The organism is Arsenicicoccus cauae (genome assembly GCF_043162025.1).
GTDB classification, from domain to species: domain Bacteria; phylum Actinomycetota; class Actinomycetes; order Actinomycetales; family Dermatophilaceae; genus Arsenicicoccus; species Arsenicicoccus cauae.
Genome location: NZ_CP171001.1, coordinates 2,263,393 through 2,285,875 on the forward strand (window position 1 = coordinate 2,263,393; position 22,483 = coordinate 2,285,875).

General features: G+C 73.0%; 19 protein-coding genes, 1 tRNA gene and 1 other RNA gene. 15 read left to right on the plus strand and 6 right to left on the minus strand.

What is annotated here, in order from left to right; all coding sequences use genetic code 11:
- Nucleotides 1–124: 124 nt before the first annotated feature.
- Nucleotides 125–1,012 (minus strand): formate dehydrogenase accessory sulfurtransferase FdhD, encoded by an 888-nt coding sequence (gene fdhD / locus ACF3NS_RS10585; RefSeq protein WP_154594041.1) that lies wholly within the window; start codon nt 1,010–1,012, stop codon nt 125–127.
- A gap of 156 nt (nt 1,013–1,168) precedes the next feature.
- On the opposite strand from fdhD, the gene ACF3NS_RS10590 reads away from it, so the two are divergent.
- The 6 genes from ACF3NS_RS10590 to ACF3NS_RS10615 all read left to right on the plus strand — a co-directional run bounded on the left by ACF3NS_RS10590 (nt 1,169) and on the right by ACF3NS_RS10615 (nt 5,316).
- Nucleotides 1,169–1,597 carry a DUF3052 family protein gene (locus ACF3NS_RS10590; RefSeq protein ID WP_311966658.1) on the plus strand — a complete coding sequence of 143 codons (429 nt, stop codon included), beginning with the start codon at nt 1,169–1,171 and terminating at the stop codon, nt 1,595–1,597.
- An 84-nt stretch (nt 1,598–1,681) separates the two neighbouring features.
- The gene (locus tag ACF3NS_RS10595) at nt 1,682–2,164 is read left to right on the plus strand and encodes a peroxiredoxin (protein WP_154594042.1); all 483 of its coding nucleotides are present in this window, start codon (nt 1,682–1,684) and stop codon (nt 2,162–2,164) included.
- Nucleotides 2,165–2,356: 192 nt separating this feature from the next.
- A tRNA-Val gene (locus ACF3NS_RS10600) sits at nt 2,357–2,429 on the plus strand.
- A 1-nt stretch (nt 2,430) separates the two neighbouring features.
- Nucleotides 2,431–3,360, plus strand: coding sequence for a Nif3-like dinuclear metal center hexameric protein (locus ACF3NS_RS10605; protein ID WP_154594043.1), 930 nt, complete (start codon nt 2,431–2,433; stop codon nt 3,358–3,360).
- On the plus strand, nt 3,350–4,090 hold the full coding sequence (locus ACF3NS_RS10610; RefSeq protein WP_311966659.1) for a C4-type zinc ribbon domain-containing protein: 741 nt from the start codon (nt 3,350–3,352) through the stop codon (nt 4,088–4,090). The genes ACF3NS_RS10605 and ACF3NS_RS10610 overlap by 11 nt, the downstream gene beginning before the upstream one ends.
- Nucleotides 4,087–5,316, plus strand: coding sequence for a bifunctional RNase H/acid phosphatase (locus ACF3NS_RS10615; RefSeq protein WP_392465975.1), 1,230 nt, complete (start codon nt 4,087–4,089; stop codon nt 5,314–5,316). The genes ACF3NS_RS10610 and ACF3NS_RS10615 overlap by 4 nt, the downstream gene beginning before the upstream one ends.
- A 162-nt stretch (nt 5,317–5,478) precedes the next feature.
- Here the strand turns inward: ACF3NS_RS10615 and ACF3NS_RS10620 are convergent, their stop codons facing one another.
- Nucleotides 5,479–6,225: a YaaA family protein gene (locus ACF3NS_RS10620; RefSeq protein ID WP_288798181.1), complete on the minus strand. Its 747-nt coding sequence runs from the start codon at nt 6,223–6,225 to the stop codon at nt 5,479–5,481.
- A gap of 33 nt (nt 6,226–6,258) precedes the next feature.
- Here ACF3NS_RS10620 and ACF3NS_RS10625 point away from each other — a divergent pair, with 33 nt between their 5' ends.
- From ACF3NS_RS10625 to ACF3NS_RS10645, 5 genes are all read left to right on the plus strand, one after another.
- Nucleotides 6,259–7,713 (plus strand): RNB domain-containing ribonuclease, encoded by a 1,455-nt coding sequence (locus tag ACF3NS_RS10625; protein ID WP_392465977.1) that lies wholly within the window; start codon nt 6,259–6,261, stop codon nt 7,711–7,713.
- Between the two features lie 13 nt (nt 7,714–7,726).
- An RNA gene (rnpB, locus tag ACF3NS_RS10630) (RNase P RNA component class A) lies at nt 7,727–8,097 on the plus strand.
- An 82-nt stretch (nt 8,098–8,179) separates the two neighbouring features.
- Nucleotides 8,180–9,718, plus strand: a complete 1,539-nt coding sequence (locus ACF3NS_RS10635; RefSeq protein ID WP_392465979.1) for a diguanylate cyclase domain-containing protein — start codon at nt 8,180–8,182, stop codon at nt 9,716–9,718.
- Nucleotides 9,715–11,142: a diguanylate cyclase gene (locus tag ACF3NS_RS10640; RefSeq protein ID WP_154594047.1), complete on the plus strand. Its 1,428-nt coding sequence runs from the start codon at nt 9,715–9,717 to the stop codon at nt 11,140–11,142. Before ACF3NS_RS10635 ends, ACF3NS_RS10640 begins: the two co-directional genes overlap by 4 nt.
- A gap of 9 nt (nt 11,143–11,151) precedes the next feature.
- Nucleotides 11,152–11,799, plus strand: coding sequence for an MBL fold metallo-hydrolase (locus ACF3NS_RS10645; RefSeq protein WP_392465981.1), 648 nt, complete (start codon nt 11,152–11,154; stop codon nt 11,797–11,799).
- A gap of 281 nt (nt 11,800–12,080) precedes the next feature.
- Here the strand turns inward: ACF3NS_RS10645 and ppgK are convergent, their stop codons facing one another.
- On the minus strand, nt 12,081–12,857 hold the full coding sequence (gene ppgK / locus ACF3NS_RS10650) for a polyphosphate--glucose phosphotransferase (RefSeq protein WP_392465983.1): 777 nt from the start codon (nt 12,855–12,857) through the stop codon (nt 12,081–12,083).
- A gap of 20 nt (nt 12,858–12,877) precedes the next feature.
- Complete coding sequence (map, locus tag ACF3NS_RS10655; RefSeq protein ID WP_392465986.1) at nt 12,878–13,747, minus strand: type I methionyl aminopeptidase; 870 nt, start codon at nt 13,745–13,747, stop codon at nt 12,878–12,880.
- Nucleotides 13,748–13,844: 97 nt separating this feature from the next.
- On the opposite strand from map, the gene ACF3NS_RS10660 reads away from it, so the two are divergent.
- Nucleotides 13,845–14,060 (plus strand): methionine aminopeptidase, encoded by a 216-nt coding sequence (locus ACF3NS_RS10660; protein ID WP_154594051.1) that lies wholly within the window; start codon nt 13,845–13,847, stop codon nt 14,058–14,060.
- Nucleotides 14,061–14,166: 106 nt separating this feature from the next.
- Here the strand turns inward: ACF3NS_RS10660 and ACF3NS_RS10665 are convergent, their stop codons facing one another.
- A complete protein-coding gene (locus ACF3NS_RS10665; RefSeq protein WP_392465988.1) occupies nt 14,167–14,586 on the minus strand; it encodes an SRPBCC domain-containing protein in 420 nt (139 codons plus the stop codon).
- Between the two features lie 234 nt (nt 14,587–14,820).
- Here ACF3NS_RS10665 and glnA point away from each other — a divergent pair, with 234 nt between their 5' ends.
- The 3 genes from glnA (at nt 14,821) to ACF3NS_RS10680 (ending at nt 21,460) form a co-directional block, all read left to right on the plus strand.
- Nucleotides 14,821–16,170 (plus strand): type I glutamate--ammonia ligase, encoded by a 1,350-nt coding sequence (glnA, locus tag ACF3NS_RS10670; RefSeq protein ID WP_154594053.1) that lies wholly within the window; start codon nt 14,821–14,823, stop codon nt 16,168–16,170.
- 8 nt (nt 16,171–16,178) lie between these two features.
- Nucleotides 16,179–19,229, plus strand: coding sequence for a bifunctional [glutamine synthetase] adenylyltransferase/[glutamine synthetase]-adenylyl-L-tyrosine phosphorylase (locus ACF3NS_RS10675; protein WP_392465989.1), 3,051 nt, complete (start codon nt 16,179–16,181; stop codon nt 19,227–19,229).
- 203 nt (nt 19,230–19,432) lie between these two features.
- Entirely contained in the window at nt 19,433–21,460 is a 2,028-nt protein-coding gene (locus ACF3NS_RS10680; RefSeq protein ID WP_392469120.1) for a PhoX family protein, read from the plus strand.
- A gap of 131 nt (nt 21,461–21,591) precedes the next feature.
- Here the strand turns inward: ACF3NS_RS10680 and ACF3NS_RS10685 are convergent, their stop codons facing one another.
- Entirely contained in the window at nt 21,592–22,461 is an 870-nt protein-coding gene (locus ACF3NS_RS10685) for a diacylglycerol/lipid kinase family protein (RefSeq protein WP_392465990.1), read from the minus strand.
- Between the last annotated feature and the right edge of the window lie 22 nt (nt 22,462–22,483).

A 22,483-nucleotide genomic window follows, 5' to 3' on the forward strand; every position in this document is an offset into this window, starting at 1 on the left:
CCTCGGATCTGGGCGCCGGGCGGGACGATCGCCCCCATCCTCCACCCAAGATGGGGTGCAGGTCACACCGTGGGCCGTTTGCCGGAAGGGCGAGCCCATTTGGCGGGGATCGGGCCGTGCAAAATCAGGCCGCCGTCGTCTCGTCGATCCGGTCGGGACGGCTGTATGCCGTGAACCGGGGCGGCCGGACGAAGGCCGCGAGGGTGACCCCCACGTCCCTGGCGAGGTCGACCGCCAGGGACGAGGGCGCCGACACGGCCGAGAGCACGGGGACCCCCGCCATGGCGGCCTTCTGCGTCAGCTCGAAGCTCGCCCGCCCGCTGACCTGCAGCACGTGACCGGTCAGGGGGAGCAGACCCTCGCGCGCCGCGGCCCCCAGGACCTTGTCGACCGCGTTGTGCCGCCCTACGTCCTCGCGGACGAGCAGCGCCTCGCCCCCGGGGGTGAACAGGCCCGCGGCGTGGACGCCGCCCGTCCTGTCGAAGGCCCCCTGGTGCTCGCGCAGCCTGTCCGGCATACGGACCAGGTCCGTCGCCCGGACGCGGACCGGGTCCGCGGCCACGTCGTGGGGGAGGCGGGTGCGGATGGCGTCGATCCCGGCCTTGCCGCAGACCCCGCAGGAGCTGGTGGTGTAGGTGCTCCGCGTCGCGCTGGTCAGCGCCTCGGCGGACCCGGCCCCGTCGCGCAGCGTCACGTCGACGACGTTGTAGGTCGGGGAGCCGTCCTCGCCCTCGTCCAGGCAGTGCATGAGCCCCAGGACGTCGTCGGCCGCCGCGATGACCCCCTCGGTGACCAGGAAGCCGATCGTCAGGTCGAAGTCGTCCCCGGGCGTACGCATCGTGACCGCGACGACCTCGCCGTGGACCCGGATCTCGAGCGGCTCCTCGACGGCGAGCGTGTCGGGGCGCGGTCGCACCGACACGCCCGGGCCGTCCGTCCCGGCCTGGCCGTCCTGCCCGCCCTCGTCCACCACGAAGCGGGTCGCCGGCACCCTCGTCGTCACGCGTCCCATGCCTGCCAGCGTACGCCGCAGCCGCCCCCGCCTGGGCGAGCGTCCTTGCCATGCGGCCTGCGATTGGGTGGACTAGGCCTCACGACCTCATCGTGGGGCCGTGATCGGAGCGTCCCCCCGGACGCGCCGGATCCGGACGGAAGGACCAGGACGACAGTGACGACGACCGCGGAAGCGGCCGCTGCGGCAGCCCATCTGACCAAGCTGGGGCTCGTCGAGGGCGCGGTGGTGCAGGAGCTCGGCTTCGATGACGACGTCGACCTCGACCTGCGCGACCGCATCATGGACCACATCGGTGCTGACCTCGCCGACGAGGATCACGGCGACGTGGTCGACGCGGTGCTCTTCTGGCACCGCGACGGCGACGGGGACCTCGTCGACGCGATCGTGGACGGCCTGACCGACCTCGACGACCAGGGCTTCATCGTGCTGATGACCCCGCGGGCCGGCCGGGGCGGGCACGTCGACCCGGCCGAGATCGCCGAGGCTGCGACCACCGCCGGCCTGCACGTCTCCGGCGCGCTCACCGGCTCGGCGGACTGGACCGGCACCCGCCTGGTCCCGCCGCGCGCCAAGAAGAAGTAGCCCCGCCGCGCGCCGGGGCGGTCGACGTACGGCACCGTCCCGTCGCTGAGTTGCGCTCGGGGCGCGGGTTGACAGACTGGGGCCATGAGCGACTCCCAGACCGCACCGTCGGTGGGCTCCGAGGCCCCCGACTTCACCCTCAAGAACCAGTTCGGCGAGGACGTGACCCTGTCCTCCTTCCGCGGCTCCAAGAACGTCGTGGTCGTCTTCTACCCCTTCGCCTTCTCCGGGATCTGCACCGGCGAGCTCTGCGAGATCCGCGACAACATCGCCGGCTTCCAGGGCGAGGACGTGCAGGTCCTCGCCGTCTCGTGCGACCCGATGTTCACGCTGCGGGCGTGGGCCGAGGACCAGGGCTACGACTTCCCGCTGCTGTCCGACTTCTGGCCGCACGGCAAGGTCGCCCAGGACTACGGCGTCTTCCTCGAGGGCGGTGGCCTGGCCAAGCGCGGCACCTTCCTCGTGGACCAGGACGGCAAGGTCGCCTGGACGCTGGTCAACGAGCCGGGCGAGGCGCGCGACTTCAGCGGCTACCACGAGGCGCTGGAGGCCCTCCGCACCCGCTGACCTACCGGGGGTAGGGGCATCGACCGGCCTTCGTCCCCCAGGTCGATGATCCCGCCGGGGGCAGGGGCATCAGCCGGGCTTCGTCCCCCAGGTCGATGATCCCGCCCCCGGTAGGCCGCGAGCCGTGGCGCGTCCGCACTCCTCGGCCCTGGCACAATGGGCGACCGCGACGGCCGACGGGTCGTCGCGACGGGGCCTGTAGCTCAGCTGGTAGAGCACTGCGTTTACACCGCAGCCGTCGTCGGTTCGAACCCGGCCGGGCCCACATGGACAGCGCCGCGACCGACGGCCACCGCACCCCCTCGCTCGCCGAGGTCCTCGAGGTGCTGCGTGGCCTCTACCCAGAGGACACCGCCCAGTCGTGGGACCAGGTGGGGCTGGTGACCGGCGACCCCGACCAGCCCGTCAGGTCGGTCCTCCTGGCCGTGGATCCCACGCTCGACGTCGTCGACGAGGCCCGCGACCTGGGTGCCGACCTACTGGTCACGCACCACCCCCTGCTGCTGCGGGGCGTGCACAGCGTGGCCACCACGACGGCCAAGGGCGCCGCGATCACCCGGCTCGTCGTCGCGGACGTCGCGCTCTACTGCGCCCACACCAGCGCGGACGTCGCCGACGCCGGCGTCTCGCCGGCCCTGGCCGACGCGCTCGGCCTGCTCGACGTGGAGCCGCTGGCCGTCGAGGAGGGCCAGCGGCTCGGACGCGTCGGACGGTTGGCCCGGCCGACGACGCTGAGGTCGCTGACCGAGCACTTGGCGCACGCGCTGCCGCCGACCCCCGTCGGCATCCGGGTCTCGGGCCCGGCCGACGCCCAGGTGGCTCGCGTGGCGGTGCTTGGCGGTGCCGGCGACAGCCTGTTCGACGAGGTCCGCGCGAGCGGGGCCGACGTCTACGTCACCTCGGACCTCAGGCACCACCCGGCCCTGGAGATGCGCGAGGAGGCCCGGGGCGGTGCGCCATACCTCGTGGACGCCGGCCACTTCGCGACGGAGTGGCTGTGGCTCGACGTGGCGCGAGAGGCGCTGCTCCAGGGTCTGTCGGCGCGCGGGGCTACGGTGGAGGCCACGGTGTCGACACGCACGACCGACCCGTGGACCTTCCTCGTCCCCACCGACGGCGGCTGCGACAGCGCCGATCACACCCGCACCCAGGGCGCCGGCCCTGCCCGACCCAAGGAGGACGCCGGTGAAGGCTGAACCCGCACGCCAGTGGCGCCTGCTCGACCTCGCCGAGCTCGACACCCGCCTGGACCAGATCGCCCACCGCCTCCGTTCCTCCGACGAGCAGCGAGCGGTCGACGCCGCCACCCAGCGGCGGCAGGCCCTGGACACCGAGCTCGTGCTCGCCCGCACCGCGGTGAGCGACGTCCAGCGCGAGATCACGCGGGCGGAGGACGAGGTCCAGATGGTCCGCGACCGGATGACCCGCAACCAGGGCCGTCTCGACTCCGGGCAGGGCACGGCCAAGGACCTGCAGGCGCTCCAGCACGAGCTCGAGTCGCTGCGCCGCCGCCAGGGCACCCTGGAGGACCTCGAGCTCGAGGTCATGGAGCGGGCCGAGGAGCACCAGGCCACGCTGGACCGGCTCGAGGCCCGGGCGGCCACGCTCCAGCAGGAGCTCGACGAGGCGACGGCTGCCCGCGACGAGCTGGTCCGCACCCTCGAGGCCGAGCGGGAGCAGGTGACCGGCCGTCGCGAGGGCGTCGCGGCCGGTGTCGGGGATGACCTGCTGGGTCTCTACACCAAGGTGCGGGACCAGGTCGGGGGCGTCGGGGCGGCGGCGCTGCGCCAGCGTCGCTGCGAGGGCTGTCACATGGAGCTCAACAACGTCGACCTCGGCCGCATCCGGGCTGCCGCCGAGGACGAGGTCCTCCGCTGCGAGGAGTGCCGCCGGATCCTCGTGCGCACGGCCGAGTCGGGTCTGTGACGCGGCTCGTCGTCGAGGCCGACGGGGGATCCCGGGGCAACCCGGGGGTCGCGGGCTACGGCGCGTTGGTGCGTGACGGCGCCACCGGCCGGGTGCTCGCCGAGCGCGCGGCGCCGCTGGGCAAGCAGAGCAACAACGTCGCGGAGTACTCCGGCCTCATCGCCGGACTCGAGGCGGCGGCGCGCATCGACCTGGCCGCCGACGTCGAGGTCCGCATGGACTCCAAGCTCGTCGTCGAGCAGATGTCCGGCCGGTGGAAGGTCAAGCACGAGGACATGCGCCGACTGGCCCTCGAGGCGCGCGAGCTGTGCCGCGCGCGGTCGGCTGCCGGCGGGTCGGTGCGCTTCACCTGGATCCCGCGGGCCGACAACACGGCGGCCGACAAGCTGTCCAACGACGGCATGGACGGCCTCACGATCGACAGGTCGTATGCCGAGGGCCCCGGCGCGTCGACCAACGACGGGACCCGGCCGGACGCCGTGAGCGACCGCGCCCCCGGGCAGGCACCCGTCATCGAGGAGGAGGCGGCGGACCGTGAGGACGGCGCCGAGGGGGTGCCCCTGACCGACCGTGAGGTCACCGACCCGGTGCCTGGCGCGGCCCCCGACCTCGGGGTGCCCACCCGCGTCCTGCTGGTGCGCCACGGCCTCACCGACTTCACCGTGCGTGGGCGGCTCGACGGGCGCGGGGGAGAGGACCCAGGGCTCAACCAGGACGGCGTAGCCCAGGCGCAGGCCTGCGCGGACGCCGTGCGGCGGCTCGTCGGGCCGGATGCCCGTGTGCTCACCAGCGGGTTGTACCGCGCCCGCCAGACGGGTGCGGCGATCGCCGCGGCCCTCGACGTCGAGGCCACCGAGGACGACCGGTTCGACGAGCAGGGCCTGGGGGACTGGGACGGGAAGTCCATGGGCCAGGTCGCCGCGCGGTGGCCGGACGAGCTGGCGGCCCTGCGGACCGACCCCGCCTACGCACGCCCCGGGGGAGAGAGCCATGACGAGCTGCGCGAGCGCGTCCTCGCCGGGTGGCGGGAGGTCGTGGCCGCCGGAGGGGCCACCGTGCTGGTCGGGCACCGCAAACCCTTCCTCGTGGTGCTGGCCGAGGTGCTCGGGATCCCGCACGACCGCTTCTGGCGGCTGGCGCTCGCGCCCGGCTCGCTGACCGGCGTCGAGGTGTGGGCCGACGGCAACGCCTCCGTGTCGTTCGTCAACCGGACCTCCCACCTCTGACCCTCTGCCAGGCGTCCACCCGGGCCCATTCGTCACCAATGACGTCTTCGCGGGAGACCATGAACGATCCACTCCCGCCAGAGGTGACCACTCGACGAGCGAGGGGCCCCGCCAGAGGTGACCACTCGACGGGGGAACGGAGGCAGAGGTCCGGCGGTCTGCCTAGCGCGGGGACGTGTCGAGGACGAAGGGGCGTCCGACCCGGGCTGGCGGCTCCAGCGTCACGTCGAAGGTCGCCGAGAGCGCGTCGGCCAGCGCCCGCGGGGTGCGAGGCGTCGTGCCCAGCTCGCAGATCGCCCGCGTGACGAGCCCACGTGTGTGCTTGGCCATGTGGGTGGCGCCGGGCACCCGCACCTGCACCCAGCGCCGTGCGAGCTCCCCCGCGGGAGGCCAGGCTGCGGCATACGTGCTGGACCGGCAGTCCACGACCAGGCCGCTCCCGGCGGCACCGGCGAGCAGCGGCTCGACCCGCGGCCGCCACCACGTCGCCAACGGCCCCAGCGCGCCGAGCCGCACGCCCATCGACAGCCGGTACGGCGCCACGCGGTCGGAGAGGCGCAGCGCGCCGTGCAGCGCGGACTGGACCACGACGAACCTCCGGGCCCGGCGCAGCCCCGCGGCGTCCAGGGACGCGAGGTCGAGCGCGTCGTACAGCACGCCGGCGTAGAGCTCGGACACCGGCACGGCGGGGGCGGTGTCCAGGTGCAGGTTCCGGGCGATCTCGTCGGCGAGCCCCCTCGACACGCCGAGCGTCGCGGGGGCGTCCTCGCGGGCGGACACCCGCTCGAGCTCCCGCGCCACCGCGAGCCGGGAGGGGGTCAGCTCCGGCCACGACAACGACTCGGGGCGCCAGGCCCGGCCCCGGGGGCGGGACGACTTCGACTCCGACGGGGGCAGCAGGATCAGCACCGGGACAGCCTAGGGCCCCCTAGAGTGACGCCCATGGCTGCGACCCGCACGATCCTGACCTCCGCCCCAGGGGGCGACGAGCTTCATCGCGCGTTCGACGCGATCCGCGCCGAGCTCGACGTGCCAGGCGAGTTCCCCGCCGAGGCGCTGGCCGAGGCGGAGCAGGCGGCTGGCCGCGCGGTGCGGGTCGGCGCCGACCTGACCGACCTGCCGTTCATCACCATCGACCCGGCGGGGGCCATGGACCTCGACCAGGCCATGCACCTGGAGCCGGACGGCGCCGGCGGCGTGCGGGTCCGCTACGCCATCGCCGACGTGCCGGCGTTCGTGAGCCCGGACGGCCCGATCGACGCGGAGGCGCGCCGCCGCGGCCAGACCATCTATGCCCCGGACCGGCGCACGCCGCTGCACCCGACGCGGCTCAGCGAGGACGCCGCGAGCCTGTTGCCCGGGGTGGAGCGTCCCGCGTTCGTGTGGGACCTGCGGGTCGACGCGGACGGCGCCGTGCGGCTGGAGTCCCTCGACCGCGCCATGGTGCGCTCCAGCGCGAGGCTCGACTACGAGCAGGTGCAGCGCGACCTCGACGCCGGCACCGCCGACCCGATGCTGGGGCTGCTCCGGCAGGTCGGCCTGGCGCGGCAGGCCCAGGAGCGCGCCCGCGGAGGGGCGAGCCTGCCGATGCCCGAGCAGGAGGTCGAGGGTGACGCCGAGCACGGCTACCGCCTCGTGCTGCGGCCGCTCGCCCCCGTCGAGGACTGGAACGCCCAGATCTCGCTCATGACCGGCATGGCGGCGGCCGAGGTGATGCTCGGCGCCGGCGTCGGGATCCTGCGCACCATGCCGCCGGCCGACGAGCGCGACGTCGCCCGGCTGCGGCGCCAGTGCGCCGCCCTCGGCGTCGCCTGGGGCCCGGACCAGCCGTATGGCGAGATGCTGCAGTCGCTGGACCGCACCGACCCGCGTCACCTCGCGGTGATCCACGCCGCCACGAGCCTGTTCCGGGGCGCGTCCTACACGCCGTTCGACGGCGCCGCGCCGGAGCAGACCCGCCACGCCGCCCTGGCCGCGAGCTATGCCCACGTCACGGCGCCCCTGCGGCGGCTCGTGGACCGGTTCGGCCTCGTGGTCTGCGAGGCTGTTGCGGCGGGCCGCGAGGTGCCGGGCTGGGCCCGGGCCGCTCTCCCGGCTCTGCCCGAGCTCATGCGCTCCTCAGACCGGCGGGCCAAGGCCGTCGAGCGCGCCTGCACCGACGCCGTGGAGGCGTCGGTGCTGGCGCCCCGCGTCGGAGAGACCTTCGCCGCCAGCGTCGTCGACCGGTCGGACAAGGGGCCCGCGCTCGTCCAGCTCGTCGACGTGCCCGTCCTGGCCCCCTGCTCCGGCGATGACCTCGAGCTGGGCAGCACCCTCGAGGTGAGACTGGTCGAGGCCTCGGTCGAGCGCCGCCGGGTGGCCTTCGAGGCGGTGGGCTCCCCGGCATACGGCCGCTAGACTGGCCCCGGGATGAGTCGGTCGGGCGATCGCGTCACCGTCATGGTGCCGAGGAACGTCCGGGCTTCGAAGGGCAAGGTGGTGGCTAACGGCCACCCGGGGCGACCCGCGGGACAGTGCCACAGAGAACAGACCGCCACCCGGCTCCGGCCGTGGTGGTAAGGGTGAAACGGTGGTGCAAGAGACCACCAGCGTCGTGGGTGACCACGGCGGCTAGGTAAACCCCACCTGAAGCAAGCTCAGACAGTGCGCGTCCGAGGGCTGCCCGCCCGAGCGCACGGGTGGAGCGCTCGAGGTGGTCGGCAACGGCCACCCTAGATGGATGATCGCCCATCCCCGGGAGACCGGGGTGGACAGAACCCGGCGTACAGACCGACTCATCCCGCCCACGGGCGAGTCACCGGATCACTACACTGCGTAGTCCAGGGTCTGCGGCGCCCCGCCGCCCCCCGAAAGCGAGGTATCGGTGGGACGTTGGTCGACCTCCCTCGGCCTCGGCTGCTTCTATCTCCTGCTGGCCGTCGTGGACCTGGTCACCTCGCGGACCGGGTGGGGCCTCGACCCCGCTCGGACGGTGCGGTTCGCGACGTATGCCGCGGCCTACCTCGTGCTGATGGGCTCCATCGCCTGGGCCCTGCGCCGGCACCCGTCGCGCCGCAACGCGTTCACGTACGCCCTGCTCGTGGCCTTTGGTGTGTACACCGTCGGGGACTACGTCAGCGACCTCACGGTCGACCTCGTCTACGGCCACGACCGGCAGCTGGCCGACCCCGGGGACGCCCTCATGCTCGGTGCCTACACCATCGCCCTCACCGGCTATGTGCGGCTGGTGGCGAGGGCGCGCGAGCGGGTCAGCCTCGCCCGCACCCTGGACACGATGATCCTGACCGTGGCTCTCGGCACGCTCGCGTGGATCACCCTCGTGGTTCCCGGGCTGCGGTCCCCGCTGTTCCAGGGGCACCCGTCCTCGGCCATCGTCTGCGCGCTCTTCCCCGTCCTGGACCTCGTGCTCCTGGCGGTCGGGGCGATCCGCGTGATGTCACGGCTCCCCGTCAGCTGGGGCGCCATCATCGGGCTGGCCTGCCCGGCCCTGCTGCTGGTGGGCGACTGCCTCGACTTCGCCAACCTGATCCGTGACCGCCAGGCGCCGGACGCCGCGCACGTCGCGTGGCTGCTCGCCTACGGGGCCGTGGCCGTCGCCGTCAACGCCCCCGCCGGCGCCAACCTGGGGACCGGCGGCCGGGAGCTGGATGCGCGGCTGACCGCGCGCCACCACGTCCCCTGGCTGTTCGGCATGGGGATGCTGCCCGTCGGCGTCTACGGCTGGCAGCTGGTCCACGCGCCGAGCGGCGGCTCCGTGCCGGACGGGTCGGCGCTGTCGGTGTCGATGCTGCTGATGTTCGCGCTGGTCGTGGCCAGGGCCGCCGGCATGCTCCGCACCTCCGACCAGCAGTCCGAGGTCCTCGAGGTGCTGGCCCGCAACGACCACCTCACCGGGCTGCCCAACCGGCGCACCGGTGACGCCGAGCTGGGCCGGGCGCTCCTGCGGGTGGAGCAGACGGGGGAGCCCCTCAGCGTGACCATCATCGACCTGGACCGGTTCAAGGCCTTCAACGACAGCTTCGGGCACCACGCGGGCGACGAGCTGCTCGTCGGGTGCGCCCACCGCTGGAGCGACCTGCTCGGCCCGGCCGAGGTGCTGGCGCGCTACGGAGGAGAGGAGTTCGTCCTCGTGACCGTGGGGCTGCCCACCTCGGCGGTCCTGGACCTGCTGGACCGGCTCCGAGCAGCGACCCCCCGGCAGCAAACCTTCTCCGCCGGGGTTGCCCAGTGGCAGCGCGACGACTCCGCCGCAGACCTGGTGGCCCGCGCCGACGAGGCGCTCTACGCCGCTAAGGCCAATGGCCGTGCGCGCACCTATCTGTGGGAGACGCGCGATCGTGCCGTCGACGCCGCAGGTGGCGCGAGCGGCGCGCGGCACGGGTCGGGTGGCAGGTCGCGGTGAAGGAGCGCCAGCTGGTCTTTCGCCTGGCGGCGACCATCGCCGCGGGCGTCCTCGTGACCTACCTGTGGGTGCCGGTCGAGGAACGACTCGACCTGGCCCGGGTGGCGATCGCAGTCGTGCCCCTCACCTTCCTCGCCGGCATCCTCCTCTATCGCCCGCCCGGCCGTGCCATCTGGTGGTGCCTGCTGGTCGGGACGGGAGCCTGGGGCCTGCTCACCCTCCCGCTGCCGGCGATGCGCGCGGAGGTCCTCCCGGGGGTGCTGGTGAGCGACCTGCTGTCCATCGTCGGTTATGTCGTGGTCATCGCGGGGGTCGTGTCGGCGTCCGGTCGCGTCACCAGCGAGGCCGCGCGCAGCGTGGCGCTGGACGGCACGATCTTCGGTCTCGGGTGCGCAGCCGTCATCTGGTCCTTCGCTGCCGAGACGCAGGTCGCCACCTCGGCGAGCACCTTCAGCACCGTCACGTCACCGTTGCTCGACCTGCTCGTGATCATCGCCGCGTCCCGGATCGTGCTGACGTCCGGCGGGGCGCCCTCCCCGGTCCTGCTCGTGCTCGGGCTGAGCGCCAAGACGGTCGGCGACGTCCTGCAGGTGGTCGACCCCATCCGCGTCCAGGGTGGCTACTCGAGCGCCATGTTCTGGTATGTCCTCAGCGCGCTCGTCTCCGGCCTGGGGGCCCTCCATCCGTCCATGGCGCGGTTCGCCGTGCGGTCGCACAAGCCGTCCGCCGGGCTCGAGCGGATCCATCTCAGCGTCCTGGCCGTCGCCGCAGTGATGCCGCCGCTGATGCTCCTGCGCCAGCACGACCGGCCCCAGGGGCTGAGCGCCTGGCCCCTGCTGGTCATGACGGCTGTCGTCTTCGGCCTGGTCATGCTTCGGCTGGGCCGGATGATGCGCCTGGTGGACCAGCAGCGCGACCAGCTGCAGTCGCTGGCCCGGACCGATCACCTGACCTCCTTGCCCAACCGGCGCACGGGGGAGGCGGAGATGCACCGGATGGTGGCGGAGGCCATCGAGCAGGACGTCCCGCTGGTGGTGGCCCTGCTCGACCTCGACCACTTCAAGGCCTACAACGACCTGCACGGCCACCCGGCGGGCGACCGGCTCCTCGAGACGACCGCGTCGGCCTGGCGCCGGAGCCTCCCGCCGGACGTCTTCCTCAGCCGGCATGGCGGCGAGGAGTTCCTGATGCTCGCCAAGGGGCGGCACCCGGACAACGTCCGGCTTCTGCTGGAGGGGCTGCGGGGCGCCGCGCGGACCGGCCAGACCTTCTCGGGCGGCGTCGCCGTGTGGGACGGCATCGAGAGCGTCGCGGCGATGGTGGCCCGCGCCGACGTGGCCCTGTATGCCGCCAAGGCCGGGGGCCGTGACGCCGTGCGGTTCTCCCAGACGCGCCCCGTGGTGCTGGACAGGGCCGACGCCTAGGGTTGAGGCATGCGTCTGACACATCTCGGTCATGCCTGCCTGCTGGTGGAGATCGCCGACCAGCGCGTCCTCATCGACCCCGGCACCCTCGCCGCAGGGTGGGAGGACCTGCGCGACCTCGACGCCATCGTGGTGACCCACCAGCATCCGGACCACCTGGACCCCGAGCGGGTGCCCGCGCTGGTGCGGGGCAACCCGGACGCCGCGTGGTACGTCGAGGCCCAGGCCCGCGAGCTGGTCGAGGTGCCCGGCTCGGTAGCCTTGGTGGGGGGCGACGAGGTGAGCGTGGGCGACGTCACGCTCCGCGGTGTGGGCGAGCAGCACGCGGTGATCAACGAGCACGTCCCGCGGATCGGCAACACCGGCGTGGTGCTGAGCGTCGACGGCGAGCCGACGGTCTTCCACCCCGGGGACGCCTACGACGCCGAGCCGGGAGAGGTGGACGTGCTGGCACTCCCGCTCAACGCCCCGTGGTGCGCCAGCAAGGAGACGATCGCCTTCGTCCGGCGGATCGGACCGAGGTATGCCGTCCCGGTGCACGACGCCCTGCTGTCACCTGCGGGGCGAGGCATCTACCTCGGGCATGCCAGAGACTTCAGCCTTGACCGGACCGAGGTCGTCGACCTCGCCGGCGGGGATGCCCGCACCTTCTCCTGAGCCGCGGCAAGGCATACCTACCGGGGGCCGGATCATCGACCTGGCGGACGAAGCCGGGCTGATGCCCTTACCCCCGGCGGGATCATCGACCTGGCGGACGAAGCCCGGCTGATGCCCCTACCCCCGGCGGGATCATCGACCTGGGGGACGAAGTCCGGCTGATGCCCCTACCCCCGGCGGGATCATCGACCTGGGGGACGAAGCCCGGCTGATGCCCCTACCCCCGGCGGGATCATCGACCTGCGGGACGAAGCCGGGCTGATGCCCCTACCCCCGGTAGGTCAGTGGCGGCGGGCGGCCTCGTCCGCCGCCAGCGCCGCAGCACCCACGATCCCCGCGCTGTTGAGCAGGGTCGCCGGGATGATCGGCGTGCGCAGGTCGAGCAGCGGCAGGAACTTCTTGGACTTCTTGGACACGCCGCCCCCGACCACGAACAGGTCGGGCCACAGGAGGTTCTCGAGGTGGGAGTAGTAGCGCTGGAGCCGCTCTGCCCACTCCTCCCAGGTGAGCTCCTTCGCCTCGCGCACGCCGTTGGACGCGCGGGTCTCGGCGTCGCGGCCGTCCAGCTCCAGGTGGCCGAGCTCCGCGTTGGGGATCAGGACGCCGTCGTGGATGAGGGCGATGCCGATCCCCGTGCCGAGGGTCGTGAGGATGACGAAGCCGTCCTTGCCGCGGGCCGCGCCGTAGCGCACCTCGGCCACGCCCGCCGCGTCGGCGTCGTTGACCACGTGGACGTCTCGCCCGAGCCGCTCGGTGAAGAGCTTGTCGGCGTCGCAGTCCAGCCACCGCTTGTCGATGTTGGCGGCCGAGCGCACCACGCCGTGGGTGACGACGCCCGGCACCGTGATGCCCACCGGCGCGTCCGGCCCCACCTCGTCGAGCTCGTCGATGATCTGGGCGATCACGTCGGCGACGGCCTCGGGCGTGGACTCCTCGGGGGTGGGGATCCGCACCCGCTCGGCGGCGAACTCGCCGGTCTCGAGGTCGACGGGGGCACCCTTGATCCCGCTGCCCCCGACGTCGATGCCGAGGGGGAGACTCTTGCTGCGTGAGGTCATGTGGTCCAGCGTATGTCGACTCACGCCGCCGTCAGGATCTGCGCACCGTTGTCGGTGACGACGATGGTGTGCTCGAACTGCGCGGACCGGCTCAGGTCGGCGGTCACGACGGTCCAGCCGTCGTCCCACAGGTCCCAGTCGCTGCCGCCACCGAGCGTCAGCATCGGCTCGACGGTGAAGGTCATGCCGGGCTCGATGACGGTGTCGTAGGCCGGTGCCGAGTCGTAGTGCGGGATGATCAGTCCGCTGTGGAACTCGGTGCCGATCCCGTGCCCGGTGTAGTCCCGCACCACGCCGTAGCCGAACCGCCGGGCGTAGGACTCGATGACGCGGCCGATGACGTTGACCTCGCGGCCCGGCCGAGCGGCCCGGATGCCGCGCATCATGGCCTCGTGCGTGCGCTCGACGAGCAGGCGGGACTCCTCGTCCACGTCCCCGACGAGATAGGTCGCGTCGGTGTCGCCGTGCACGCCGCCGAGGTAGACGGTGACGTCGAGGTTGACGATGTCGCCGTCCTCGAGGGGCCGGGAGTCGGGGATGCCGTGGCAGATGACCTCGTTGACGCTGGTGCACAGCGACTTGGGGAAGGCCTTGTAGCCGAGGGGCGAGGGATAGGCGCCGGCGTCGCAGATGAACTCGTGCACCACGCGGTCGATCTCGTCGGTCGTCACGCCGGGGGCGACCAGCGCCGCCCCGACGGCCATGGCCTGAGCGGCGATCCGTCCCGCGACGCGCATGCGCTCGATCGTCTCGGCGTCCTTGACCAGCCGGTCGCCGTCCTCGCGGATGTCCTGGCCCCGGTCGACGTAGTGCGGCCGCTCGATCTGGGAGGGGACGGCGCGCCGTGCGGAGACGCGGCCGGGGGCGACGGCGGGAGGGCTGATCGACATAGGCTGCAGTCTAGGGAGCCGCGCGCCCGGCTCCCCAATCACGACGGCACGACCGCCGGCTCACGGCACGACCGCAAGCTCGAGGAGGAGACCGACGATGGCCTACTGGTACAACGTGAGGACGAACCAGGTGGAGACCGATCAGGATCGTTCGCGCGACGATGACGTCATGGGGCCCTACGGCTCCGAGGCCGAGGCCCGTGCGGCGCTGTCGACCGCTCGCTCGCGCACGGAGGCGTGGGACGAGGAGGACGAGCGTCGGGCCCGCGAGGACGGCGACGAGCCGGATGCACCGGGGCCACTGGGTCTGTGAGTCGGCTCCGACACACCTGAGGACGGACCTGACGTATGCCGGAGCCGGTCACCCCCAGCAGGGGTGACCGGCTCCGGGCGTGCTTCCCGCTGGCGGGGAGGGTCTGTCAGAGGGCGTCCTGGTCGATGCGCTCGAGGGCGGCCTCCCACCGGGCCTTGAGGGCGTCGCGGTCGGCGTCGGTGTGCAGGTTGCTGTGGGTGACGTCCAGGCGGGTGCTGGACTCGCCGTCCTTGACGAGGTCCAGCTCGACCACGGAGGCAGGGGAGTCGGCTGTGTCGTCGGGGTGCCAGGAGAACCTGATCTGCTCGAGGGGGTGGAAGCTGCGGGCGACACCGTGCGAGCCGTCCGTGGCGCGCCAGGGCTCACCCTTGCTGCCGAGCTCGCCGCCCTCACCGAGGAGGGCCTCCGCGCCGTGCGGCTTCATGAGGACGTTCCACACGCTGTCGATGGGGTGGGACACCACGCGGCTCACGCTCACGGTGGTGTCCACGGCCTTGTCGACCGACTCGCTGCTCTGCTCTGTCATGGCGGACCTCGATCCGTTTCCGATCCTCGTCGACCGGTCCGGGGTGAACCGGCGTGCTGTCACCCTACTCCCGGCCGTGGCCGTCGGCGGGCCCGGGGGTGCCGGGTCACGGGCGGGGCACGAGCGCCGTCGCAGCGCGGTCCCGGGCGCCCGGGCCGACGCTCGCGGCGCGGGTCCGCGACACGCCAGCGCGTCCGTAACGCGGGCGAAACAACTGTGGGGGAGGCTGGGCTCATGAATCGCCAGGAGGAGTTCGTCCTGCGCTCCATCGAGGAGCGCGACATCCGGTTCGTACGCCTATGGTTCACAGACGTGCTCGGGACGCTGAAGTCGGTGGCGATCTCGCCCGCGGAGCTGGAGACGGCGTTCTCCGAGGGCATCGGCTTCGACGGGTCCGTGATCGAGGGGCTGGCCCGGGTCAACGAGGCCGACATGCTGGCCAAGCCCGACCCCACGACCTTCCAGGTCCTGCCGTGGCGCGGCGAGTCGCCGGGCACCGCCCGGATGTTCTGCGACCTGCACTCCACCGACGGGCAGCCGTCGCTGGCGGACCCGCGGCACGTCCTGCACCGCACGCTGACCAAGGCGGCGGACATGGGCTTCACGTTCTACGTCCACCCGGAGATCGAGTTCTTCCTCTTCGAGCAGGACGGCGACGGCTCCCGACGCGTGAGCAACCCGCCGCGCCCGATCGACCAGGGCGGTTACTTCGACCACCTGCCCCAGGGCACCGCCCACGACTTCCGCCGCGCCGCGATCACCATGCTGGAGTCGATGGGCATCTCGGTGGAGTTCAGCCACCACGAGGGTGCCCCCGGCCAGAACGAGATCGACCTGCGCTACGCCGACGCGATGAGCATGGCCGACAACATCATGACCTTCCGCACGGTCATCAAGGAGGTGGCGCTGGAGCACGGCGTCTACGCCTCGTTCATGCCCAAGCCGCTGGCGGACCACCCGGGGTCGGGCATGCACACCCACGTCTCGCTGTTCGAGGGCGACAACAACGCGTTCTACGAGCCCGGGTCCCGCTACCAGCTGTCCAAGGTGGGTCGGCAGTTCGTCGCCGGGATGCTGCGCCACGCACCGGAGCTCACGGCCGTGACCAACCAGTGGGTCAACTCCTACAAGCGGCTGTGGGGCGGTGGCGAGGCGCCGGCCTACGTCTGCTGGGGGCGCGCCAACCGCAGCGCGATGGTCCGCATCCCGCTCTACAAGCCCAACAAGGGCCAGGCGACACGCGTCGAGATCCGCACGATCGACACCGCCGCCAACCCCTACCTCGCCTACTCCGTGCTCCTGGCTGCCGGGCTCAAGGGGATCGAGGAGGGATACGAGCTGCCGGAGGAGGCCGAGGACGACGTGTGGGCGCTCACCGACGCCGAGCGCCGCGCCCTCGGGATCGAGGCGCTGCCGCGGTCCCTGGGTCGGGCGATCGATGCCATGGAGCGGTCGAACCTGGTCGCCGAGACGCTCGGCGAGCACGTCTTCGAGTTCTTCCTCCGCAACAAGCGCCAGGAGTGGGAGGAGTACCGCTCCCAGGTCACCCCCTTCGAGCTCGAGCGCCTGCTCCCGCGGCTCTGACCGGTCGTATGACGAGCGACCAGCCCTCGCCCCGGACCGCCGCCTCGTCGCGGACGGTCTCGGCCACGGGCGCGCTCGCGCGGCAGGGCTTCCACGACCCGACCCGTGCCCAGTCCCTGCTCGACGACCCGGCCCTCACAGGCCTGGTGGGAGACGCCCGCGACGACCTGGTCGCCGCCCTGCCGCCCACCGCGGACCCCGACCTGGCGCTGCTGTCCCTGGTCCGGCTGGCCGAGGCCGTGGCGGGTGACGGCCGCGACCCCGCCCCGTCGCAGGAGCTCGGCCGGTCGCTGCGCGAGGACCCCCTGGGCCGCGACCGGCTGCTGCACGTGCTGGGCGCCTCGTCGGCGCTCGGGGACCACCTCGTGTCCCACCCGCAGGACTGGCGGCGAGCGGCCGGTGCCTCTCGGCTTACGGCCGAGGAGCTCGTCGCCGTCCTGACCGACGCAGTGCGAGACCTCCCGACGGACCGGGCGCACGACGCCCTGCGGGCGACCTATCGCCGGGAGCTGCTCGCGATCGCGGCCCTGGACCTGACCAGCGACGACCCGCTCATGACCCTGCCCGACACGGCCCGGTCGCTCGCCGACCTGGCCGCGGCGGCGCTCGAGGCGGCACACGTCGTGGCCTGCGCCGAGACCGACGGTGCGCAGGGGGTTCGGCTGGCGGTCATCGGGATGGGCAAGTGCGGCGGACGCGAGCTCAACTACGTCAGCGACGTCGACGTGATCTTCGTGTGCGAGCCGGCTGACCCGGCCGTCGAGCCCGGCAGCCCCGAGGAGATGGCGGCGATGCGGGTCGGCACCCAGGTCGCCGGCGCCCTGATGCGGGCCTGCGCGGCCTCGACCGCCGAGGGATCCCTGTGGCCCGTCGACGCCGCGTTGCGTCCCGAGGGCAAGAACGGCCCTCTGGTCCGCACCGTCGCGAGCCACCTGCACTACTACCAGCGGTGGGCCAAGACCTGGGAGTTCCAGGCGCTGCTCAAGGCGCGTCACGTGGCGGGCGACGCCGAGCTGTCCGCCCGCTACCTCGAGGCGGTCACCCCGCTCGTGTGGGAGGCGTCGTCGCGCGACCACTTCGTCGAGGACGTCCAGGCGATGCGCCGACGCGTGGAGCAGCACGTCCCCGCCAAGGAGGCCGACCGGCAGCTCAAGCTCGGACCCGGCGGGCTGCGCGACGTCGAGTTCAGCGTGCAGCTCCTGCAGCTCGTCCATGGTCGGCTGGACCCGAGCCTGCGCTCCGGCACCACCCTCGAGGCCTTGGCGACCCTCGCTCGTGGCGGCTACGTCGGCCGCGACGACGCGGCCGTCCTCGACGAGGCCTATCGCATGCTGCGGTCGCTCGAGCACCGGATCCAGCTCTACCGGCTGCGGCGGACCCATCTGATGCCGACCGCCGAGGCGGAGCTGCGCCGGCTCGGCCGGTCTCTGCACCTCGACGGCGACCCGGCGACGGTGGTCGTCAAGGAGTGGCAGCGCCGGGCCCGCGAGGTGCGCCGCCTGCACGAGCGGCTCTTCTACCGCCCCTTGTTGTCCGCCGTCGCCCGGCTGTCCGCCAGCGAGGGCCGGCTGACGCCGGAGGCCGCCGGCGATCGGCTGGCCGCGCTGGGCTTCCGGGACCCCCGCGGCGCGCTGCGTCACCTGGAGGCCTTGACCGAGGGCATCTCGCGCCGCGCGGCGATCCAGCGGACGCTGCTGCCCGTGATGCTCGGGTGGTTCGCCGACGGCGCCGACCCGGACGCGGGCCTGCTGTCCTTCCGCAAGGTCAGCGAGGAGCTCGGCACCACGCACTGGTACCTCAAGATGCTCCGCGACGAGGGCAGCGCCGCCCAGCGGCTCGCTCACGTCCTGTCGTCCAGCCGGTTCGCCGCGGAGCTGCTCGAACGCACCCCCCACGCCGTCGCGGTCCTCGGCGACGACGTCGGGCTCACCCCCCGGTCCCTGGAGTCCCTGCGCTCGGTGATGCGGTCCGCCGCGCAGCGCAAGGACAGCTCGGAGGACGCGATGCTCGCGGTGCGCGGGGTGCGACGACAGGAGCTCTTCCGGGTGGCCGTCGCGGACCTCGTCGGGCTGCTCCCGCTGGACGAGGTCGGGCGGGCCCTGACCGCCGTCACGGCCGCCACGCTCGAGATCGCGCTCGAGACGGCCGTCCACAAGGTGGAGATGGAGCTGCGCGAGCCGCTCGGCACGCGGCTGCTGGTCGTGGGGATGGGGCGGCTCGGCGGCGGGGAGCTCGGCTACGCCAGCGACGCCGACGTGATGTTCGTCCACGAGCCCGAGGAGGGCGCGGCTCACGACGAGGTCGAGCTGCAGCGACGGGCGACCGCGGTCGTGCAGGAGCTGCGGCGCCTGACCGCCTGGGGCGGTCCCGAGCCGGCCGTCGGCGTCGACGCGGACCTGCGCCCCGAGGGCAAGAACGGTCCCCTCGTGCGGTCGCTGGAGTCCTACCGCACCTACTACGAGCGGTGGGCCCTCACGTGGGAGCGCCAGGCGCTGCTGCGGGCCCGTCCGGTCGCGGGTGACGCGGGGCTGGGGGAGCGCTTCGTCGCCCTCGTCGACCCCTACCGCTATCCCGACGGCGGGCTCGGCGCGTCACAGCTGCGCGACATACGCAAGCTCAAGGCCCGGATGGAGAGCGAGCGGCTGCCGCGGGGAGCCGACCGGCGGACCCACCTCAAGCTCGGGACCGGCGGGCTGAGCGACGTGGAGTGGACGATCCAGGTCATCCAGCTGCAGCACGGCCACGACGTGGCCGGGCTGCGGACCACGGGGACCCTGCCCGCCATCGAGGCCGCGCGGGCCGCCGGGCTGCTCGCCGACGACGAGGCGAACCTCCTGACCGAGGCCTGGGGGTCGGCCTCGCACCTGCGCAACGCCGGCATGCTGTGGCGCGGGCGGCCGGTCGAGAGCGTGTCCACCGACGCCCGCGACGCCGACGGGATCGCCCGCATCATCGGGCGGGGACCCGGCGAGGGGGGACTGCACGTCGACACCTACCTGCGGATCGCCCGCCAGGCCAGGGTCGTCGTCGACCGCCGGTTCTACGGCCACGAGGGGTGAGCGGTCACGCACCGTGAGGGCGGGTCACACCGGCCCGGCCCCTTTCACGGAGCGTTCACCTGGCATCCATCTGCGGGCCCTGACCGGGGCTGGCGGGGCTGGCTAGGTTCGGCCCGAACGTCCGACCCCCGCGTCGGCGTCGCCCCCTCCACCTCGCACCGATCCGGGAGATCATCGTGACCCACGAGCGCACCCTGCTGCCCATGGCCGGCATCACGCACGCCAACCGCAGCGCCGTCACCTGCCACCTCCGCTGCGGCGACGCCTGCTCCAGGCCCACCCCCAACGAGTCCACGCACGAGACCTTCGCCGAGGTCGCCTCCGCGGCGCTGTCCCGCCGTTCCGTCCTCGGTGGCGCGGGCGCCCTGGCCCTGGCCTTCGGTGCCGTCTCGACCGCCGTGGCCGAGCCGGCCGCCGCGCTGGTCGGCGCCAAGGACGACGGTCGCGGTCGCGGCCACGCGGGGCGTCGCGTCTCCGGCCTGTCCTTCATCGGCATCGCCCCGGTCGCCGACGACGTCGACCGGCTCACGGTCCCGGGCGGGTTCACCTACGCCCCGATCATCCGGTGGGGCGACCCGGTCCTCAAGGGCGCCCCGATGTTCGACCCCGAGCACCAGAGCGCCGAGGCCCAGTCGATGCAGTTCGGCTACAACAACGACTACACCGACATCATCGTGACCGACAAGCACGGCAAGAAGGCGCTGCTGGTCTGCAACCACGAGTACACCAACGAGAGCATCATGTTCCCGCCGACCATGGACCCGACCGAGGCGATCCGCACCGCCTGGGCCGCGCACGGCATGTCGGTGGTCGAGCTCACCCGCCCGGCCCGCGGCGAGCGGTGGACCTACCGCCGCGGTGGTCGCCTCAACCGGCGCATCACCCTGGACACCCCCTTCGCGGTCGACGGCCCTGCCGCCGGCAGCCCGCTGCTGCGCACCAAGGAGGACCCGACCGGACGCACGGTCCGCGGCACGATGAACAACTGCTCCGGCGGCACGACGCCATGGGGCACGGTGCTCTCGGGCGAGGAGAACTTCAACCAGTACTTCAAGGCCGAGGGCACCTCCAAGCAGGAGAAGCGCTACGGCCTGTCCCCGACGCAGGACACGCGCGGCTGGTCCAAGGTCGACCCGCGGTGGGACGCCCGTTCCGCCGACTTCCGCAACGAGCCCAACCGCTTCGGCTGGATCGTCGAGATCGACCCGATGGACCCGACCTCCACGCCGGTCAAGCACACCGCGATGGGCCGCTTCAAGCACGAGGGCGCCAACGTGATCGTGGCCGATGACGGCCGCGTCGTCGCGTACATGGGCGACGACGAGAGGTTCGACTACATCTACAAGTTCGTCTCCAGGCGCCGCTACGACGCGCGCCCCGGCAACGCCGCGCGCCAGCACAACCTGCGGCTGCTCTCCGAGGGCGACCTGTATGTCGCGCAGTTCACCGGCGACGGCATGGAGGACAAGGTCAACGACGGGTCCGGCGAGTGGATCGCCCTGACCCAGGGCGGCCGGTCCATGGTCAACGGCTTCACCCTCGAGGAGGTCCTCGTCTACACCCGCCTGGCCGCTGACGCTGCGGTGGGCTCCAACGGCAAGGGCCCCACCAAGATGGACCGTCCCGAGGACGTCCAGCCCAACCTCGTCACCGGTCGCATCTACGCCGCCTGCACCAACAACTCCGACCGCGGCAAGGAGGGCAAGGCCGGCACCGACGAGGCCAACCCGCGGCCGCTCAACAAGGACGGCCACATCGTCGAGATCACCGAGGTGGGCGGCGACCACACCGGCCGCCGGTTCACCTGGGACCTGGTCCTGATCTGCGGCGACCCCAAGACCGCCGGCACCTACTTCGGCGGCTACACCGGGCCCGTCGCCCCGATCTCGTGCCCGGACAACGTGGCCTTCGACAGCCGCGGCGACCTGTGGATCGCCACGGACGGCATGCCGAGCTCGCTGAAGTACAACGACGGGTTGTTCCACGTCGAGCTGGGCGGGCCCGAGCGCGGACGCGTGACCCAGTTCCTGGCCGTGCCGGCCGAGGCCGAGACCTGCGGGCCGGTCATCCACGACGGCGACGGCTCGGTCTTCGTGGCCGTGCAGCACCCGGGCGAGGACGGGACCTGGGCGGACCAGCACTCCTTCTTCCCGGACTACGTCAAGCAGTCCGGTCGGGGTCGCTTCGCCGGTCCGCGGCCGACGGTCGTGCAGGTCACTCGCATCAGCTGACCACGCCCCGGTCGTATGCCGACCGCCCCGGCGCCTCGTCGGATCCCCGTGATCCGGCGGGGCGCCGCCGTGCTGTGCCGTGGCTGTCGGTGTCGGTGCCGGTGCCGGTGCCGGTGCCGGTGCCGGCGCTGTCAGCGGCGCGGAACCAGCAGCCTCACGGCACGGGGGCGGACCCGGATCGTGCAGGGCGTCGTGCCGACGCGCTCCCCGTCGGCATAGACCGGCATCGGCCGAGGTGTCTCCAGCCGCAGGGACGCCACACGCTGGTGCTGCACCGAGCGGTCGCGCAGCGGACGGCGCAGGAGGGTCGCGACCAGACCGACGACGAAGCGCCACCAGGTCCGCGCGTCGTGGCACACCACGTCGAGCAGGCCGTCGTCGGCGACGGCCCCGGGGGCGACCTGGATGCCGCCGCCCTGGCTGCTCGTGCTGGCGACGGAGACCATCCAGGCGTCGAGGGTCGTGCGGGTCCCGTCCGCGACGTGGGTGATGGCCGTCGGCCGCACGAGAGGCAGCAGCGCCACCGCTGCCGCGACATAGATGAACGGGCCCCGTCGGTGGACTCGGTTGGCCTGCTCGTTGATCGCGGCGGTGAAGCCCAGGGTGGCGATCGTGAGGAAGGACTGCCCGTCGACGTCCCCGAGATCCATCCGCTGCTCGGTCCAGGACGGCAGCGCGGCCGCGGCGCGCAGCGGGTCCAGGGGGATGCGCAGGTGACGGCACAGATCGTTGCCGCTGCCGCCGGGCAGGGGAGCGAGGACGGCGCCGGACCTGGCCACGCCCGTCGCGGCCGCCCGCAGCGTGCCGTCGCCGCCCAGCACGACCAGCACGTCGTCGACCGCGGCGCCGGCCGCGACGGCGGTGACGTCCTCGAGGGACTCGCTCGCGACGACGGTGGCGTCGGCATACGGCCCGGTCAGAGCCTGTCGCGCCTGGTCCGGCAGCGCGGGGCGGCGACGCACCGCCCGGCAGGCCGGGTTGACCAGCAGGATGACGGTCATGCGCGGCCTCGGGGTGGGTGGT